This is a genomic window from Sphingobacterium cavernae, from assembly GCF_008520265.1.
Classification (GTDB): domain Bacteria; phylum Bacteroidota; class Bacteroidia; order Sphingobacteriales; family Sphingobacteriaceae; genus Sphingobacterium; species Sphingobacterium cavernae.
In genome coordinates, this window is the sequence record NZ_VIQM01000040.1 from 1 (window position 1) to 18,316 (window position 18,316).

Genomic DNA, 18,316 nt, shown 5'->3' on the forward strand with positions numbered 1-18,316 from the left:
GAAAAGACAGAGCCATAAAATGGATGTCAGAGATTTCCGAAAGAAGTCCGCATCTGTTTGAACACTGGTATATAGGGATAAAGTTGTCGGTTGGATAATAAGAGCCGTGTAAAGGGAGATCTTTACGCACGGTTCTGTGAGAGGTTTGGACTGAAATGTCCTTATCTACTCGACTAGTACCCTGTTTCTCTATTTTCTACAGGGGAAGGTCTGAATGTTAGAATGGCAAAGGAACCAATAAGTTTATGACGAAGCGCTAAAAGCCGAACCACTTAAGAGAACTGCTTAAATGAGGGTAGGTCGGAAACTGATAGTAAAATGCAAGAGGAGCTTAGCTGAGTCGTGCAACGAAGTGGACACAATGCCTGAGGTTTTTTTTAGTAATACTATGCTGGAAGAGATATTACACATCCTAAATGTCAAACACGCAGTTGATCGTGTCATCTCTAATGGAGGTGCTAGCGGAGTTGATGGTATGCAGATCGATAATCTTCGTGACTACCTTAACACGCACTGGCAATCCCTGCGATCGGATATTCTCTCTGGCACTTACCGCCCACAAGCTGTTCGGAAAGTAGAGATTCCCAAAGCAAGTGGGGGCAAGCGTATGCTGGGTATCCCCACGGTCATCGACCGTGTGATTCAGCAAAGCATTTCCCAATGACTTGGGTTAAAGTATGAGGGTGATTTTCGCGACAACAGCTACGGCTTCCGTCCGAATCGTAATGTGCTCATCAGGCCGTCCTTAAAGCGCAATATTATCTGAACTTGGACTACACGTGGGTCGTTGAACTTGATTTGGAGCAATTCTTCGATCAAGTGAACCACGACAAACTGATGCATCTTTTGAGCAAGAAGATTACGGATCGTGGAGTCCTAGCCCTGATCGGGAAATACCTTCGTTGTGGGATTATGGATCATGGTCTTGAACAAAGGCGAACCAAGGGCACACCACAGGGCATGGTCCAGAGGCATTATTGGTATCTAAACATGCTATAAACCCTAATGGATCAGCGGATAATGCGAATGTAGGTGATATGTTGAGTGGTATTTATGCTGCTCCCGTAAGTTGTTGTGGTTTTTATCAACCTACAATAGATTTAGTGAATGCTTATCGAGTAGATGCAAATGGCTTACCTTATTTGGATGGTGAATACAGAACAAGTCCTTATGTTTCTGATTATGGCCTTACGGCAGCTCAAAAAGAAAGTTATAAGTTGGATGTGACGCTGCGAGTGGATCCTCGCTTGGACTATACGGTAGGTAGACGTGGCGTTCCATTTTTAGATTACGGAATAATGCCTGGTTATGCTTGGATACGTAAATCTGAGGGGTATTTACAACCTGATGCAGGCCCTTTCGTAGGTATAAAAACTATGATTAAGGAAAGTCAATTTGGGAACAATGCTGTAGCAGGAGAAAGTTATATTACGGGTTTGGATGTCAACATAATGCGTTTAGCTGATGTTTATTTAATGGCAGCTGAATGTGCAATAGAATTAAATGATTTACAAACAGCGCTAACCTATGTGAATGCCGTACGTAACCGTGCAGCCAAACTTCCTGCAAAAATGTTTAATGGTAAACCTGTGGCAAATTACCAAGTGAAGCCCTATCCTAATTTCTCAAGTCAAGATTATGCACGTAAAGCAGTTAGAATGGAACGTAGACTGGAACTGGCAATGGAAGGTCACCGCTTTTTTGACTTAGTGCGTTGGGGTATAGCAAAGAGTGTACTTGAAACCTATTCTAACTTTGAGGGGACATATATTCCTTTCTTTAGAGGATTAGTATACAATCCACACAATGATTATTTCCCGATACCACAGACCGAAATCGATCGTAGTGGAGGAACACTTAAACAAAACGAAGGTTATTATTAATCATTTTACAGCCTTTCCGAATCGGAAAGGCTTTTTTACAACAATATAACGATGAAGCTTTAGTGTTCCACGACATAAATTCCGACCTTTGTGCTATGAAATTATCTCCAGTAAAAGCTGTATTATTTGATTTGGATGGCACATTAATCGATTCCGAACACTTTTATTTTAGCAATTGGTCTCCAATATTGTTCGAACAATTTAATTTAGATATTACTTACGAAGATTGGATTCGTGATTTTGCTGGCCATACACTTGTTCGGAATGTTGCCTTTCTAAAAGAGAAATTCGGTATTGATACCACGCAGGAATTCATGTGGACATCGACCCGAGCCAATTATGCGAAGGCGGATATGACGACGATACGATTGATGCCTCATGCTAAGGAAATACTAGATTTATTAAAAAATAAAGGACTACGAATTGCTTTAGTGACATCCAGCTATAGTACTACAGTGCAAACGGTGTTAGGTCATCACAATCTCTTAGATTACTTCGAATTTTTTATCACACGTGAAGTTGTTGAAAATCCTAAGCCCAATCCGGAACCCTATCTTTTGGCGATAGAAAAATTAGGCTTTAGCAAACCTGAAATTGTTGCGATTGAAGATACGATCACGGGATATACTGCGGCAACGGCAGCAGGATTAAATTGTGTTGCGGTAACGAAGCATGAAACAGAAATTAATCGTTTGTCGCATGCCAAATTTCTTATAAAAGATTTATCAAAACTTCCAGGTTTACTGCGTTAAAATATTTTTTTAGTATCTTGCTGAAAACGAACTACCTAACAAAATTCTTAAATTATTATGAAAAGAAGATTCTTTCTTGGTGCTGGAATCGCAGGGTTGTCTACAAGTCTGTTGGCCTCTTGCACAGCTACCAATTCAAAAGACGAAAAATTGGATGTAGCGAACAGCAATGCAGCTGGTAATATTATTCATCAAGTCTATTTTTGGCTTAAAGAAGATATTACAGCAGATGAAGAAAAAGATTTTTTAAACTTTTTCAGCGCATTAAAAACTATTCCTGGCATTAAAACTTTCATTGTTGGAAAGCCGGCACCTACAAATCCACGACCAGTCGTTGACAATTCATTCTCTTACAGCATTACGGTAACGTATGATGATTTGGACGCAATCAATGTTTATGAAGTACATCCTATTCACTTGGATGCCATTGAAAAATACAATAAATATTGGACGAAGGTTGAAGTAAAAGATTCGGAAATAATAGTTTTATAATAATAAAGCGCGGACTTAAATTTTTAAGTCCGCGCTTTGATTAATTTCCTTTTGATTATTTAAGTTTTAAGGATTCACTTTTGAATTTAAACATTCCCAGATCACTTGCTCTATTGCTCTCGATAGATTTTATGAGATGTGTGTTATTCACACGTTGCAAATCTTTTGCGGTCATCGCAGAACGAGTACCAGCGGAATAAGTGCCATTTTTTATGTGATAAATTGCTTCTGCAATAAATCCTTCTTCTACGTCTCCAAAATCTTTAAGAAAGTCTTCTCTTGTCAATTTGTTGGGTACTAGACCACTGAAATAATCACCAAAATTGTCGGCATTATACATTTGGAAAGAGGTAGCATATAGATCTGCTGCAGCTTCTTTTTTGCCAATTGGATACCCCCAAAAACCTACAGGCTTACCGTACGTATTTTCTGAACCAATTACCTGAACGTTCATATATGGTTTTAAAGAATTGATCAATAACTCACTCGCAGAAGCAGAAGAACTCGTAACCAAAAAATAGACATTTGTAAGCGCAAGATTTCCGATTTTTTTGAAATTGACTGGCGCGAAACTTGACTTAAAATCTTCGTCTTCCATAAGAAATGAATTTAGTTTATAGTAATACATTCTTTTGTCCGTTGCTGTAGCAGGAGCGATTCTGTTTGCCAAATATTCCGCTGTGGCAGTAGACCCGCCGCCATTATATCTGAGGTCTATGATAAGATTTTTTACTTCTTGAGATTCAAATGTTGAAAACAAGTTGTTGAAGCTAGTGTACAGTGAAGTAGGTTCGTTTCTATTATTTAGTATACTGACGAAAGAGCTAAAAGCAAAATAGCCGACTTTATTGCCATCAATGTCTTTTACCCAATTTGATAATATAGGATCAATTGAATATTGTACACTATTTAAGGTTTTTTCGAATTCTTGACCGTTAGGAGTTTTCCATTTTACAGTCATGGTCTCTGAATTTAATGCATCATTGATGCCTTTAAAATTTTGGGCTCTTTGAGTGTTGTAATCATATTTAGTATTTCCATTAATACTTAAGATACGATCTCCTCTGCGTAGACCTGCTAAATAGGCATTGGAATTGAGGTCAACCATGCGTAAATATAAGTGTGCATTATTGTTATCTCTTGCAGATTCTTGAGTTTGTAAATACATTACATACAATCCATAACTCGTCGATCTCGCATTTTGTATTTCTTCACTTACTACGCCTTGTCTATCCAGGAAACTAAATCTGTCGATAGGTTTTCCTAAAGCATCCTTAGGTGTCATGCCGATTAGATAATCTAAAACATTCTCAGCTTTCTCATAATTTTTTGTGATGTTTCTAACTTTTACGGAATCCAGTAGATCATTAATATTAGCAGGGACAATGTTATTTTGCCACAAAGAGAATAATTTTGTGAAATATAGAGTCGAATCTTTTAAATAAGCCTCTGCAGATTTATCCCAATTATTTGATGGACCAACTGGTTCGGGCTCGGGTTCTGGAGTTGGGGTACTTGTTTTTTCGCAACTATTTAAAGTTATGAATGCAATAAGAGATAATGTAAATAGTAGACCTTTCATTAGGAATGTAAATTAGTGGACTTTAGTTTATGTATTGAAATGTAAGTTAGCTATTTTTTTATAAAATTTTAATTTTCAAGTAAAAAAAACTCCCTTCCAGAATTTCTGAAAGGGAGTTAAAAATCGCTTTATTATATATATTTTCTTAAATATCTACGGAAGCATCCATCTCGAAATCATCGTGCATTAAGTGGACAATTTCAGTTGCTTTTTCGTAGTTGGTAGATTTCTTAGAGAAGAAATCATGTTGTGTTGTTTCTGTATTTAATCCATTCAATACGATTGGATTGACTTGCTTCACTTCGAAGATTGGTTCAAAACCTAAGTTCATCAACGCTTTGTTACCATTGTAACGCACGTATTCTTTCACTTCAGCTGTCAAGCCAACTACAGTATATAATTCTTCTGTATATTTTACTTCGTTTTCGTAAAGGTCATTTAACAATTTCAAGAACTTCGCTTTTACTTCCTCTTTGTTTGGCAATTTAGCAAAAACTTCTTGAGCAATTAAACCCACGAAAACACCGTGGATAGATTCGTCAGCTACGATTTTTTTGATAATATCCGCAGATGCTACCATTTGTCCTTGACCACATAACCATAATGGCAAGAAGAAGCCTGAGTAAAACAAGAAAGATTCTAACAATACAGAAGCACCTAATGCCATGAATAATTCTTCATCCGAAGGATTTTCTTTATCAATAGCGCGATAATATTGGTCTATTGTTGAGGCTTTGAATTGTAAGAATTTATTTTGCGATACCCAACCAAATACATCATTGATCTCATTTGTAGTCGATACTGTAGAGAAGATAGTAGAATATGACTTTGCGTGAATTGCTTCCATCATACACATGTAAGACAATACCGCTTTATTTTGTAAAGAAGAGATATGATCAATGATCTTTGGCATACCTGTGTGACTTTGAAGTGTATCCAATAAAGTCAATCCGCCTAAAGCTTTCTTGTAACATTCTTTCATGTCCCAGCTTAAACCTTTCCAACTGTCAATATCTTTGGAAGGAATGTATTCGGTATCAATCCAGAATTGCTTAATATTTTGTTCCCAAAACATTAAAGCGTAATCATTATCAGGTGTATTCCAGTTTACTGCTGTATATTGCTTACTCATTATTTGAAGTCAAAAAATTAAAAGTAAAAAGTCAAAAATATGAATAAGCTAAAGATTTAGCTTATTCATATGATGTATAAAATTTTAGGTTATGCCGAGCATGAGATACACTCGTCGATCGAAGACTTGCGTGTGCGTGTGTAGTACAATGATTTCAAACCCAATTTGTGCGCATAGATATAATATTTCGCCAAGTCACGTGTTGAATCTTTTGAATTCGTGTGAAGAATAGTCGAAACCCCTTGGTCGATGTGACGTTGGATTACAGAAATCAGTTTCAACACTTTCATTTGATCCATATCGTATGCCGACTTGAAGTAGAAATAATTATCATTTGTCAAGTAAGGCATAGGGTAGTAGGTCGTACTATCTCCGTATTCACGTACTTCGATGATGTCTACGATAGGCATTACAGATGCTGTAGCATTCATAATGTATGATGTCGATTGATTAGGAGCAATAGCCAAGCGGTACGCGTGGTATATACCATGTTCTTGTACTTGTGCTTTTAAGTTGTTCCAATCTTCGATAGTAGGTACGTGAATGCCCTCAAACAATTCTTTTACTTTGTCTGTCTGTGGCAAATAATCTCTTTCTAAGTATTTGTCAAAATATGCGCCTGAAGCATAATCTGATTTTTCGAATCCTACGAAAGTACGTCCGCGCTCTTTAGCAATCTCCATTGAAGCTTCTAAAGAGTAATAGTTCATCATCATGAAGAATGTATTCGCAAAATCCAAGGCTTCACGAGATTCGTACATGATAAAGCTTTTCGCTAAGTAACCGTGTAAATTCATTGCTCCTAAACCTACAGAATGTAGTTCTCTGTTCGCTTTAGCGATAGAAGGTACCATAGCAATATCGGTCACGTCAGAAACAACAGTAAGTGCGCGCATCGCTGTTTTCACAGATTCTTTGATACGCTTATTATCCATTACTGTAGCAATGTTCAGTGATCCTAAGTTACATGAGATACCATAACGGATTTGATCTTCTTTTCCGTAGATTTCAATATCTGAAACTTCAGATACTTGCATGATCTCTGTACACAGGTTAGAGAATTTTACTTTACCAATTCCATTCAACGCATGCGCACGGTTGGTATTCTCTTTGAAGAAAATATATGGATAGCCAGATTCTTTTTGAGTCTGTGCTATTTTCACTAACAAGTGACGTGCATTGACTTTCTTTTTCTTCACATTTGCATTGGTAATCAATTCATCATACCATTGATCCATGTCCATTTCATCCAAATACTGACCGTATTCTTGGTATACTGTATGTGGATAGATCAAGTAGCAAGGTTCATCTTTTTCAGCTAATTCCATGAATTTGTCTGGAACGATGATACCGATAGAAAGTGATTTGATACGTACCTTCTCGTCCACGTTGATTTTCTTACAGTCTAAGAATTCTTCGATGTCAGAGTGGAAAATATTTAAGTACACTGCTCCAGCACCAGGACGTTGACCCAATTGGTTGGCATATGAGAATGTATCTTCCATGATTTTCATGATTGGAAGAACACCTCCTGCGCGACCGTCTACGCCTTTGATAGCTTCGCCACGTGCACGAATTTTAGAAATATTGAATGAAACACCGCCACCGATAGATGATAATTTCATTGCAGAATCTACTGCATAACCAATACCATTCAAGTTGTCACCGATTTCATCTAAGAAACAGGAAACCAATTCACCAGAACGTTTTTTACCAGCATTCAAGAATGTCGGGGTAGCAGGCTGATATTCTTGATTGATCATAATTTCGGCATACTCGATAGCTTTCTGTACACCTTCTTCTCTAGCTAAAAATAGCGAAACAGCAACAACGCGATCTTCATAGCGCTCTAAAAATTTCTCACCTGAGTCATCACGGAGTGCATAACTTTGGAAGAACTTGAAAGCAGCCATAAAAGATGCAAAACGGAATTTTTTTGCGCCTACATATTTGTAAACTTGTTCCATTTCTTCAAATGTAAACCATTCGTAGAAATTGATGTAATAATTGTGCTCAATAAGATAATCAACTTTTTCTTTAAGCGTGTAAAAGAATACTGTATTCTTATTCACATACTCTAAGAAATAAGCACGAACAGCTTCCTTGTCTTTGTGCAAGCTGTACTCGTCCTCATGTTTGATCATGATTTCGTTATTAAGCAATATCCAGTTTTTTGCTACCTCGTTTGCTATCATAATATTGATTCTTAATTATGTCTATAAATTGATTAATGTCTTCCATTGTTCCCGAAAGCTCAAATTTAAAAGCCAACGGAATTTCGAATAATGCAGCTACTTTATCGCCCGCCACACCAAAATTTCTGCCCCAATTGCGGTTGCCGCTGGAAGTTACAGAAAATAGTTTTGTGCTATTTTTCGATGCAAAATCTTCTGTTATCGCAGGAATCTGACCAAAATTAGTCGTAAAGGTGACTAAGTGACCTTCCTCCTCGATGTGCATATCTTTTTGTATGCGAATCGCTGTCCATCCAGTAATCTGTACGACTTTATCGATAAAGCGTTGTACATTTCCTGTTTTTGTGTCGTAATATAATACCATAGATAGGTAGTTCTAATGATAAATATTCTATTCTGATACAGCCGTCTCTAATTCTTCAGGTTTGAATCCGATGATACGGTGCTTCACTTCCTCACCATCCAATACAATTACTGTAGGCACCGTACGTACTTTAAACTTAACTGCCAACTCTGGCTCATCAAATGGATTGATCGTTTCATACGAAATACCTTTGTTATCTAAGTACGCCGACACTTGTGCGCATGGTGCACAATCGTTTTTTTCGAATTTAATGATTCTTGCCATGTTGTATATTAAGTTTGATAGTAATTCGTATCCAAATTTTACTGACTTGGATAAAATATTACTGAAGTTTGTAAATAAACGCTGCGATAGCAGATGAGTTTCTGCGATTCTTTAACAAATATCATATATTTTGGTTCCAAGCGGTAGTTATACTTTTCCACATTATCCACATCTCGGAATCTAAAACTGCGTTAGTAGAGTTGTTTTATTTGCAAAACCCTGTTAACCAGCATTAATTGGGTGTGGATAACTTTAAAAATTGGAATTATTAACAAAATTTAGCAACGCTTTTCGAATAAAATTTCATTGTAAAAAAATAAATTTTATTAGCTAGTCTGCCCTTTATTTACTATATTTTTACACCATAATCTACCAAGATTTTGAAAATGATAATTCAAATGTACTTATTCATTAAATATCATTTCAACGGTTATCATTTCAACGGTTCCATTTTTATAAAATTATGAAAAAACTATCTATTTATTTTTTGCTATTCCTCGGTACAAATGTATTCGCACAAGAAAGCATTACTTTTCAAAAACCTTCTTCTGAAATTCTTGCTTTGGCGGATTTTCAACGTCCTCCATCCGTGAGTCTAAGTCCAGATAAATCTTGGGTGTTATTAAGTTATAGACCTACTTACAAGACTTTGGAAGAATTGGGTCAAGAGGAAATCCGATTGGCTGGATTGCGTATCAATGCAAAAACTAGAATTTCAAGTACTGAAAACTATTTCCAAAATCTTCGTTTACGTTCAGCACATGACGGTAAAGAATTTGATATAGCAGGCTTACCAGCGAATGCCTTGATTTCAAATATTTCATTTTCTTCAGATAGCAAATACATTGCTTTCACGCATACCAATGATTCAGGGGTTTCACTTTGGGTATTAGACATTGATGCTAAAAGTGCGAAGCAACTAACAGATTATGATCTGAATGCTGTATTGAATGATCCTTACCAATGGTTACGTAATTCACAAGGTTTGCTCATTAGTAAATCTCCCACTAATAGACCAGCTCTAATCGATCACAGCAAAGATCTGCCTACTGGCCCTGTTGTATCTACGAGTGAAGGTAAAGTTTCACAATTGAGAACATATCAAGATTTGTTGAAAAATCCGCAAGATGAGCAAGATTTTGTTTCTTTAGCGACAGCGGAATTGTATTGGATTGATTTGCAGGGACAGCAAACCAAATTTTTGTCTGCTGACTTATACACCCAGGCTAATGTCTCTCCAGATGGAAAGTATGTTTTAGTTTCGAAACTCAAAAAGCCTTTTTCATACGTTGTTGCTTACAATTCATTTCCGCAGGAAGCGAATGTGTATGCTATAGATGGTTCGTTGGTACAAAAAGTAAATGAGACACCACTCATGGAAATCATGCCTAAAGGATTTTCTTCAACGCGACCAGGCAAGCGTATGTTAACATGGCGTGTAGACAAGCCAAATACTTTATTTTTCGTGCAAGCTTTGGATGGGGGAGATGCCAATAAACCTGCAGAATTCCGAGATGAGCTATTTACTTGGGAGTATCCATTCTCTGCTGAGCCAAAATCATTGACAAAAGTTAAAGATCGTTTTGCTGGAATTATTTGGGGTAACGATACGTATGCGTTAGTGTCTTCGAGTTGGTATGATACACGTAATTCTAAATCTTTCGTGTTGAATCCAACAACAGGAGATGCTAGGTTATTAATTGACCGCAACAGTCAAGATGTATATTCACATCCAGGAGCTGTACACCGTGAAAGAAACCAATTCGGAACTTTTAGTATGTTCATTAATAAGGATAAAACGTATTGGGTAGGAGCGGGTCATACAAAAGAGGGTGAGTTTCCTTTTATTGATGAATTGGATTTAAAAACCTTAAAGAAAAAGCGCATTTATACAGCACCCTCTTCAGATTTGCAAGAACGCATCGCCGAAGTGAGTGATATTACAAAAGGAGATATTTTAATTTCTTTGCAATCAGCAAAGCAATACCCGAATTATTATACAAAGAACATTAAATCAGGTAAACAAAAAGCTGTTACAGCGATCGAAAATCCTTTTAAAAGTTTAGAGACGGTTCACAAGGAAGTGTTGAACTACAAGCGCAATGACGGTGTGGAATTGTCAGGTACGTTGTATTTGCCAGCTGGATATGATTTTACGAAAAAGGAAAAATTACCACTCTTGATTTGGGCTTATCCACGTGAATATAAAGATAAGACAACCGCGGGACAGAGTACAGCTAATCCAAAGGAATTTACTTTTCCGAGTTATGGTTCATTTATTTATTGGGTGACCAAAGGTTATGCTGTTTTGGATAATGCTGCGTTCCCGATAGTAGGAGAGGGAAAAGCTGAACCAAACGATACATTTATTCCACAGTTGGTAGCGAATGCAGAGGCTGCGATTAATGCAGTGGATGAGTTAGGTTATATTGATCGTAAAAAAGTTGCTGTTGGAGGCCATTCTTATGGTGCTTTTATGACAGCTCATTTGTTATCAAATTCTAATTTATTTGCAGCGGGTATTGCGCGTTCAGGTGCGTACAATCGTACATTGACGCCTTTTGGTTTCCAATCGGAGCAACGCAACTTTTGGGATGATCCGCAATTGTATATGACAATGTCTCCTTTTATGAGTGCAAATAAAATGAAAACACCAATGTTGTTGACACATGGTGCGGCAGATAATAATCCAGGAACTTTTACCATGCAGACAGAACGATATTTCCAAGCTTTGAAAAATCTTGGTGCGCCTGTTCGTATGGTAATTTTACCACGCGAATCGCACGGTTACGCCGCAAAAGAAAATATATTCCATTTGTTGTGGGAGCAAGACCAGTTCTTAGAGAAATATTTGAAAGGGAAGTAACATAAAATTAAGAATGGCTGGAAATTTTCCAGCCATTCTCTCTTTAATTACTGCAAAGGCTATTTTGCAATTTTTACTGTTATAGGGATTATCATTTCTCCCCACGCTAAATTTATTTTTCCAGCAGGATCAACCGAAATGGTAAACTGTTCTACCGAAGATTTACCTTTCGAATTTTTAACTTTCACACGCAACTGATCGTCTTGATCTGTATATCTTACTCCCCAACCTTCTGACTTTTTACTGAAAATCACTGTTGTTTCGGTTTGCCCTGGAATAGTCCAAAGACCGTACTTGCCTTTTGGCAATGCTTGACCTTCAACCAATACATCCTTATCAAATGCAATTGAAGTAATTTCATTGGCACCTGTGCGCCATACTTCCCCGAATTTTGCGAGGTCAACGCCAAATTGACGTCCTTTCAATGAAGGTTTGCTGTAGTGAATGGCAATATGGACACCATCTGCCGTAGTGACATGCACTGAATCTGCAGGGCTAGGTCGCTTGGTTTTGTCTTGTTGTGCAAAGACGAAACTCGTCGAAATAAAGGCAATGATAATTGCCAATATGCTTAATTTTGATTTCATAAAAGTTGATTTATTCGTTATCTGTGGAATTGTTATCTCTTTGCGAACCATTTCTTCTTGCACCCAGATTCGGTAATCCTTGATGTCTCTTCATCGTTTTAGTATCCATAAATTGTTTGTCGGAAGTCGGATTCCCCATTTCTTTATTTCTACTCTTGTCTTGGGCTGTCGTAATTTTATTTTTCATAGCTAAATAGTTTAGTTTATAAGCTTCTACCTATTTATAACGTCTGAAAAACTAAATTGTTCATTCATAGATTAATGGTGTATGAATATAACAAAAAAAGCTCAGGATTTCCGGAGCTTTAAACATTTGTATTATAGTTTTTTACACCAAATATTCAAATAATGTTTGGTCTTTATTAATTTCTATGAAATCGAATTTGTAAGCTTTTAAGCGTTCGATAAATGGAATATAATCTTTTGGACTGTTTAACTCAATTCCGATTAATGCAGGGCCACGTTCACGTTCAGTTTTCTTGATATATTCAAAACGCGTAATATCATCTTTTGGACCTAAAACCTCAGTCACTAACAAACGTAAAGCACCTGGTCTTTGCGGAAAGCGTACAATAAAGTAGTGTTTGAAACCTTCGTAAAGCAAAGACATTTCTTTTATCTCGCTCATACGATCGATGTCATTATTACCTCCAGACACTACACAAACTACTTTCTTTCCTTTAATCTCTTCTTTGTGAAATTCCAATGCCGCAATTGCCAAAGCGCCAGCCGGCTCTGCAACGATAGCATCTTTATTGTACAATTCTAATATTGTCGTACAGATTTTTCCTTCGGGAATAGATTTGACAGAATCCAGCAATTGAGAACTGATATCATAAGTCAATTGACCGATTTTCTTTACTGCAGCACCATCCACAAATTTGTTGATTTGTTCTAGTTCAATTGGGCCGCCATTTGCTAAGGCAGCTTGCATCGAAGGCGCACCTTCGGGCTCTACGCCATATAATTTGGTGGAAGGTGAGTATTTGCGCATGTGATAACTCACGCCAGAAGATAAACCACCGCCACCAATCGGCAAGATGATAGCATCCACATCTGCAAGATCTTCCAAAATTTCAACAGCGACTGTTCCTTGTCCTTCAATGATTTCTAAATCATCAAAAGGAGGGATGAAGGTCATATTGTTTTGTGCACAATAATCTAAGGCGGCCTTTTGACAATCGTCAAAAGTATCTCCTGTCAAAATGATTTCAATGTTGCCATTGCCCCACATTTCTGTTTGGGTAATTTTTTGACGAGGAGTAGGGCCAGGCATAAAGATGACCCCTTTGATATCTAATCTTTTGCACGATAACGCTACACCTTGGGCGTGATTTCCAGCACTAGCACAGACTACACCTGCAGCACGTTGTTCTGCGGATAAAGATGAAATTTTGTTGAAAGCACCGCGTAATTTGTACGAACGTACAACTTGTAGATCTTCTCTTTTTAGATAAATATCCGCACCATATCTCTCGGACAAATGTATATTGTATTGCAAAGGAGTCCTTGTCACTACATCCTTAATTCTTGCCTTTGCTTGTATAGAATCGATTGGTAAAGTTTTTAAATCTACACTCATATTTAGTATTTTTTAAGTGATTTATAATGTCTTTAGTGATATTTTATTGAAATACATTTTGAGCAAATTATCACTAAAACCATGAAGTTTGATAGAATCGTCCTTTGAAAATGATTCCGACTGCGCTTTGCTAAAATCTAATCCAATGTAGTATATGAGTTCAAATTTGTTATTATAGAAAGCTAAGAGTTTCGTTGGCTGGATGATTTTAATACGTTCATATATGGTCGTACCACTTACTCCTTTGGCCCAACCAAATATATCATTTGGATATAAGTTATAGTGTTTATACGCTTTCTCAGCCATTTTATAGGCTGTTTCTACATTATTACTATTTAAGATGATATCAGAAATAACTTCAATATCTTTTTGATTTAATAGTGTGGAATCCTCTGCATTTTCAATCCAATCTTTTATAAGATTATCATAGGAGAAGTTATTCTCAATAGTGTCATTTGTTAAATTAGGATTAGGATTACAAGAATAGATTTTAATAATATGTGTCTCTTTAAAAGGATAAGTATTGAGCCTTTGTTTTAGGTCTATGTATTCCTTTTCGGTATATTCTTTTTCAAAATCAGCTAAAGTTTTTCTATTCTGGGCAGAGACGATGTTGCTCAAACATATCAGAGACACAGAAAGATATAAGACTAATGTTATGTTCATCGCTATAAAACTAACAAGACGCCATTGATTGAATGACGTCTTGCTGAATATAATATTATTTTACCAACGTCAATAAATCTTCGTCGGTGATTTCTTTTTTAGCGTCAGCTAAAACCAAGAATCGTTCGTAAGTGCTTGCTAAGACTTCTTTGTCTAAGTGATGGCCAAGGCGTTCTAAGTGATGTTTTAATGCATGACGACCCGAACGTGCAGTCAAGATTATATCCGCTTCTGCTAAACCAACATCTTCTGGACGCATAATTTCGTAAGTCTCACGGTGTTTTAAGAAACCATCTTGGTGAATACCTGAGCTGTGTGCGAAAGCATTTCTACCCACGATAGCTTTATTTGGCTGTACAGGCATATTCATCATCTCACTTACTTTACGTGATAAATAAGTGAACATTTTGCTGTCGATATTTGAAGTCAAATTGCCAAATTCCTTATTATGCACTTTCAAGATCATAGCAACTTCTTCTAGTGAAGTGTTACCAGCACGTTCGCCGATACCATTTATTGTACATTCTACTTGACGAGCTCCATTTTGTACAGCAGCGATAGAATTAGCTGTTGCTAGTCCTAAATCGTTGTGGCAATGGGCAGAAATGATCGCTTGGTCAATGTTGCTTACATTTTCCTTCAAATATTTGATAATATTACCATATTGATGGGGCAAGCAATAGCCATTTGTATCCGGGATATTGACAACTGTAGCCCCAGCAGCAATAACACCTTCGATCATACGTGCTAAGTATTCTGGATTTGAACGACCAGCGTCTTCTGCATAAAACTCTATATCTTCAACGAATTGTTTTGCATATTTTACCGCTGCAATACCACGCTCTAAAATTGCATCGTGTGTACTATTAAATTTATACTGAATATGTACGTCAGATACACCTATACCAGTATGAATACGAGGTCTTTTTGCATATTTAAGTGCTTCAGCAGCAACTTTGATATCATTTTCATTTGCACGTGTCAATGCACAAATGATTACATCATTTACAGCTTTTGATAATTCAACTACAGATTGAAAATCACCAGGGCTTGACACAGGAAAACCTGCTTCGATGATATCCACGCCTAGACGTTCAAGATCTTTTGCAATTTCAACTTTTTCAATTGTTGTCAATTGACATCCCGGTACTTGTTCACCATCACGTAATGTCGTGTCGAAAATGTATAAGTGATTCGGATCGTGTAACATAGTCTTTTCCTTTATATGATTATACCTTGGTTATTTCTACTTAATAAATTCTAAAACTTTAGCACCCATTTCATTTGTGCCCAAAATTTTATCTGCAGGTGTTTCTGCATTTGCAATATCACCAGTTCTCCAGCCCGCTTTCAACGTATCGGCTACAGCAGTTGTAACAGTTTTAGCTTCTTCTTGAAGACCAAATGCAATATCCAATAATAAGGCTGCCGATAGTATAGAAGCTAATGGGTTAGCTTTGTTTTGTCCAGCGATATCGTGTGCAGAACCGTGTATTGGCTCGAAGAATCCTGTACTGTCGCCGATAGATGCTGACGCCAACATACCCATCGAACCTGCGATTTGCGATGCTTCATCCGTCAAGATATCACCAAATAAATTAGCAGTCAATACGACATCAAATTTTTTCGGATTTTTTACCAATTGCATTGCTGCATTATCGATAAACATGTGCTCTGTTTCTACATCCGAATATTCTTTTGCCAGCTCTTGAACCACTTCTCTCCAAAGACGTGAAGTTTCCAATACGTTAGCTTTATCTACCGAACATAATTTTTTGCCACGTGTGCGCGCTGCTTCGTAAGCTTTGCGTGCAATACGCTCTACTTCGTAACGGTGGTAGTTCATCAAATCCGAAGCAAATGTGTTGTCCTCATTGCGTTTTTTCTCACCAAAATAAACATCACCTGTCAATTCGCGGAAGAATAAAATATCTGTTCCACGTAACACTTCAGGTTTTAAACTTGAGGCATCTAATAATTCATCAAATAATAAAATAGGACGTAAGTTTGCATATAAACCTAACTCTTTGCGGATTTTCAATAAACCTTGCTCAGGACGAACCTTTGCAGAAGGGTCATTGTCATATTTGGCATGACCTATTGCACCAAATAGGATTGCATCCGAAGCTTTTGCTTTTTCTAAAGTTTCATCTGGTAATGGGTTACCTGTAGCCTCGATTGCAGTATGTCCCATAATCGCTTCGTCAAATACGAAATCATGGTTATACTTTGCTGCAATAGCCTCCAATACTTGTTTACCCCAAGTTGTAACTTCTTGTCCGATTCCATCACCTGGAATGATTAGAATATTTTTCTTCATTTTCTTTTCAAAGTAAAAAGTAAAAAATGAAAAGTCAAAAAAGCATTTGGCTTATTGATTTTCAAATCTTACAAAATAACGCTTTCTAAATGTTTATCTTTTACACTTATATTTTCTATGGCTTTTACTTCGCCCTTCTCTAATACAATTCTATGTTCGATGCAGGATGGCAATTGCGACTCATAATGCCCCACATAAATTAATGTTTTGCCGTATTGCGCTAACTCATCTACTACATCGTTAAAATATTTGGCTTGGTCATTATCCAAACCTTGACAAGGCTCATCCAATACCAGTAATGGCGGATTTTTGATAATTGTTCTTGCCAATAATGCTAGCCTTTGTTTTCCTAGCGGTAAAGTGTGCAGATTTTGATTTTTGTATTCCGTTAAATCAAAAAACTCCAATAATTCTTCTATTTGTTTTTTCTCTTGAAATTTTACGTCAATAAACCATCCGATACTGTCGTAAAATCCAGAAGCAATGGTATGCCAAACGGTAGCGTTTTGGTCAAAATACCAGTGCATTTCGGGAGAAATAATCCCGATTTTTTGTTTTATATCCCAAATGCTTTCACCCGTACCTCTTTTGTTTCCAAACAAAGAAAGATCGTGACCATAAGCCTGAGGATGGTCGCCATTGATAAGGCTTAATAGAGTCGATTTGCCCGAACCATTTGGCCCTTGTAACAACCATTTTTCGCCAACATTCACTTTCCATGATACATCTTTCAATACAACCTTTTCGCCGTAGCGAATAAAAATATTGTTCAGCTCAGCTATTGTCTCGTAGTCGGTTTCTGGAATATCTTGTAAAAAAGCAGGTAATTCCTTTCTCTGACGTTTTTTATCTTTAGCAAATTCTGCTGGAGAATCCACAATTTCGATTTTGCCATTCACAATATGTGCAAAACGATTGATAGATTGTGGTAATAAGGTATCGTTGGTAATCAGAATAAGTTGGACACCCTCTTGTACCAATTCATCCAACCACGTATTCAAAACGAACCTTGATTTTTTGTCCAAACCTGTATAAGGTTCGTCAATAATTAAAAGTTGCGGTTTCGCCCACAATCCGCGAACCAATTGTAATTTCTTGTGTTCGCCACTTGACAATTCAATCAGTTGAGAAGATTGTACATCTTCAAATCCAAAATCCTGAATGCGTTGTTGAATAGACGAAAGGTCTAAATTTTCTTTCTTAGCGAAGTGTTCTAACTCGGCTTTCACCGTCAAAGTATCGTGACCTTGATGGTGGTTATAGCGTTGTTGGTAGTAGAAATTGCGGTCGCCTTCTAAATTGGTAAACTGATACCAATTGGATATATAGACTACTTTAGCAGGCAGTGATTTCGATGAATCGAAGTTCAATTTTATAGAATTATCTGCAGGAATTAAACCTGCGATAGCTTTTGCTAAAGTAGTTTTGCCAGAACCAGACGTGCCTCCAATAACATAATTTTCCCCTTGCTGGATAGACCAAGAAAGGGAACTCAATACCACATTATTTGGGTATTGAATCGTTAAATTAGCAATATGGACGACTGGTTCTGTCATTTTTATTTTTATTTGTCATTCCGACGATTGGAGGAATCTAAACAATTGACAATTGTAGATTAATAATTCTCAATT

18 protein-coding genes are annotated in these 18,316 nt (G+C 37.0%); 6 read left to right on the plus strand and 12 right to left on the minus strand.

Annotated elements, in window-relative coordinates; translation table 11 throughout:
- Nucleotides 1–289 precede the first annotated feature (289 nt).
- The 5 genes from FLS47_RS18475 (at nucleotide 290) to FLS47_RS07655 (ending at nucleotide 3,127) form a co-directional block, all read left to right on the plus strand.
- Complete coding sequence (locus FLS47_RS18475; RefSeq protein WP_223225178.1) at nucleotides 290–664, plus strand: reverse transcriptase family protein; 375 nt, start codon at nucleotides 290–292, stop codon at nucleotides 662–664.
- 155 nt (nucleotides 665–819) lie between these two features.
- A complete protein-coding gene (locus tag FLS47_RS18990; protein WP_394349521.1) occupies nucleotides 820–999 on the plus strand; it encodes a hypothetical protein in 180 nt (59 codons plus the stop codon).
- Nucleotides 978–1,883, plus strand: coding sequence for a RagB/SusD family nutrient uptake outer membrane protein (locus FLS47_RS07645; RefSeq protein WP_223225180.1), 906 nt, complete (start codon nucleotides 978–980; stop codon nucleotides 1,881–1,883). The genes FLS47_RS18990 and FLS47_RS07645 overlap by 22 nt, the downstream gene beginning before the upstream one ends.
- A gap of 95 nt (nucleotides 1,884–1,978) precedes the next feature.
- Nucleotides 1,979–2,635, plus strand: coding sequence for an HAD family hydrolase (locus FLS47_RS07650; RefSeq protein WP_149913783.1), 657 nt, complete (start codon nucleotides 1,979–1,981; stop codon nucleotides 2,633–2,635).
- 57 nt (nucleotides 2,636–2,692) lie between these two features.
- Complete coding sequence (locus tag FLS47_RS07655) at nucleotides 2,693–3,127, plus strand: Dabb family protein (RefSeq protein WP_149913784.1); 435 nt, start codon at nucleotides 2,693–2,695, stop codon at nucleotides 3,125–3,127.
- A gap of 55 nt (nucleotides 3,128–3,182) precedes the next feature.
- Here FLS47_RS07655 and FLS47_RS07660 read toward each other — a convergent pair whose 3' ends face one another.
- The 5 genes from FLS47_RS07660 to FLS47_RS07680 all read right to left on the minus strand — a co-directional run bounded on the left by FLS47_RS07660 (nucleotide 3,183) and on the right by FLS47_RS07680 (nucleotide 8,664).
- A complete protein-coding gene (locus tag FLS47_RS07660; RefSeq protein ID WP_149913785.1) occupies nucleotides 3,183–4,709 on the minus strand; it encodes a S41 family peptidase in 1,527 nt (508 codons plus the stop codon).
- 145 nt (nucleotides 4,710–4,854) lie between these two features.
- A complete protein-coding gene (gene nrdF, locus FLS47_RS07665) occupies nucleotides 4,855–5,841 on the minus strand; it encodes a class 1b ribonucleoside-diphosphate reductase subunit beta (RefSeq protein WP_149913786.1) in 987 nt (328 codons plus the stop codon).
- 89 nt (nucleotides 5,842–5,930) lie between these two features.
- Nucleotides 5,931–8,036: a class 1b ribonucleoside-diphosphate reductase subunit alpha gene (gene nrdE / locus FLS47_RS07670; RefSeq protein ID WP_149913787.1), complete on the minus strand. Its 2,106-nt coding sequence runs from the start codon at nucleotides 8,034–8,036 to the stop codon at nucleotides 5,931–5,933.
- Nucleotides 7,996–8,400: a class Ib ribonucleoside-diphosphate reductase assembly flavoprotein NrdI gene (nrdI, locus tag FLS47_RS07675; RefSeq protein ID WP_149913788.1), complete on the minus strand. Its 405-nt coding sequence runs from the start codon at nucleotides 8,398–8,400 to the stop codon at nucleotides 7,996–7,998. The genes nrdE and nrdI overlap by 41 nt, the downstream gene beginning before the upstream one ends.
- 27 nt (nucleotides 8,401–8,427) lie before the next feature.
- The gene (locus tag FLS47_RS07680; RefSeq protein WP_149913789.1) at nucleotides 8,428–8,664 is read right to left on the minus strand and encodes a glutaredoxin family protein; all 237 of its coding nucleotides are present in this window, start codon (nucleotides 8,662–8,664) and stop codon (nucleotides 8,428–8,430) included.
- 463 nt (nucleotides 8,665–9,127) lie between these two features.
- Here FLS47_RS07680 and FLS47_RS07685 point away from each other — a divergent pair, with 463 nt between their 5' ends.
- The gene (locus tag FLS47_RS07685) at nucleotides 9,128–11,530 is read left to right on the plus strand and encodes a S9 family peptidase (protein WP_149913790.1); all 2,403 of its coding nucleotides are present in this window, start codon (nucleotides 9,128–9,130) and stop codon (nucleotides 11,528–11,530) included.
- 59 nt (nucleotides 11,531–11,589) lie between these two features.
- Here the strand turns inward: FLS47_RS07685 and FLS47_RS07690 are convergent, their stop codons facing one another.
- The 7 genes from FLS47_RS07690 to FLS47_RS07715 all read right to left on the minus strand — a co-directional run bounded on the left by FLS47_RS07690 (nucleotide 11,590) and on the right by FLS47_RS07715 (nucleotide 18,241).
- A complete protein-coding gene (locus tag FLS47_RS07690) occupies nucleotides 11,590–12,117 on the minus strand; it encodes a DUF2911 domain-containing protein (protein ID WP_149913791.1) in 528 nt (175 codons plus the stop codon).
- Between the two features lie 10 nt (nucleotides 12,118–12,127).
- A complete protein-coding gene (locus tag FLS47_RS18255; RefSeq protein ID WP_188347386.1) occupies nucleotides 12,128–12,304 on the minus strand; it encodes a hypothetical protein in 177 nt (58 codons plus the stop codon).
- Nucleotides 12,305–12,445: 141 nt separating this feature from the next.
- On the minus strand, nucleotides 12,446–13,699 hold the full coding sequence (ilvA, locus tag FLS47_RS07695; protein ID WP_149913792.1) for a threonine ammonia-lyase IlvA: 1,254 nt from the start codon (nucleotides 13,697–13,699) through the stop codon (nucleotides 12,446–12,448).
- 21 nt (nucleotides 13,700–13,720) lie between these two features.
- Nucleotides 13,721–14,365: a hypothetical protein gene (locus FLS47_RS07700; RefSeq protein ID WP_149913793.1), complete on the minus strand. Its 645-nt coding sequence runs from the start codon at nucleotides 14,363–14,365 to the stop codon at nucleotides 13,721–13,723.
- A gap of 55 nt (nucleotides 14,366–14,420) precedes the next feature.
- Nucleotides 14,421–15,575, minus strand: coding sequence for a 2-isopropylmalate synthase (locus FLS47_RS07705; RefSeq protein WP_149913794.1), 1,155 nt, complete (start codon nucleotides 15,573–15,575; stop codon nucleotides 14,421–14,423).
- 36 nt (nucleotides 15,576–15,611) lie between these two features.
- A complete protein-coding gene (gene leuB, locus FLS47_RS07710) occupies nucleotides 15,612–16,685 on the minus strand; it encodes a 3-isopropylmalate dehydrogenase (RefSeq protein ID WP_149913795.1) in 1,074 nt (357 codons plus the stop codon).
- Between the two features lie 68 nt (nucleotides 16,686–16,753).
- Nucleotides 16,754–18,241 carry an ATP-binding cassette domain-containing protein gene (locus tag FLS47_RS07715; RefSeq protein WP_149913796.1) on the minus strand — a complete coding sequence of 496 codons (1,488 nt, stop codon included), beginning with the start codon at nucleotides 18,239–18,241 and terminating at the stop codon, nucleotides 16,754–16,756.
- Nucleotides 18,242–18,316 lie beyond the last annotated feature (75 nt).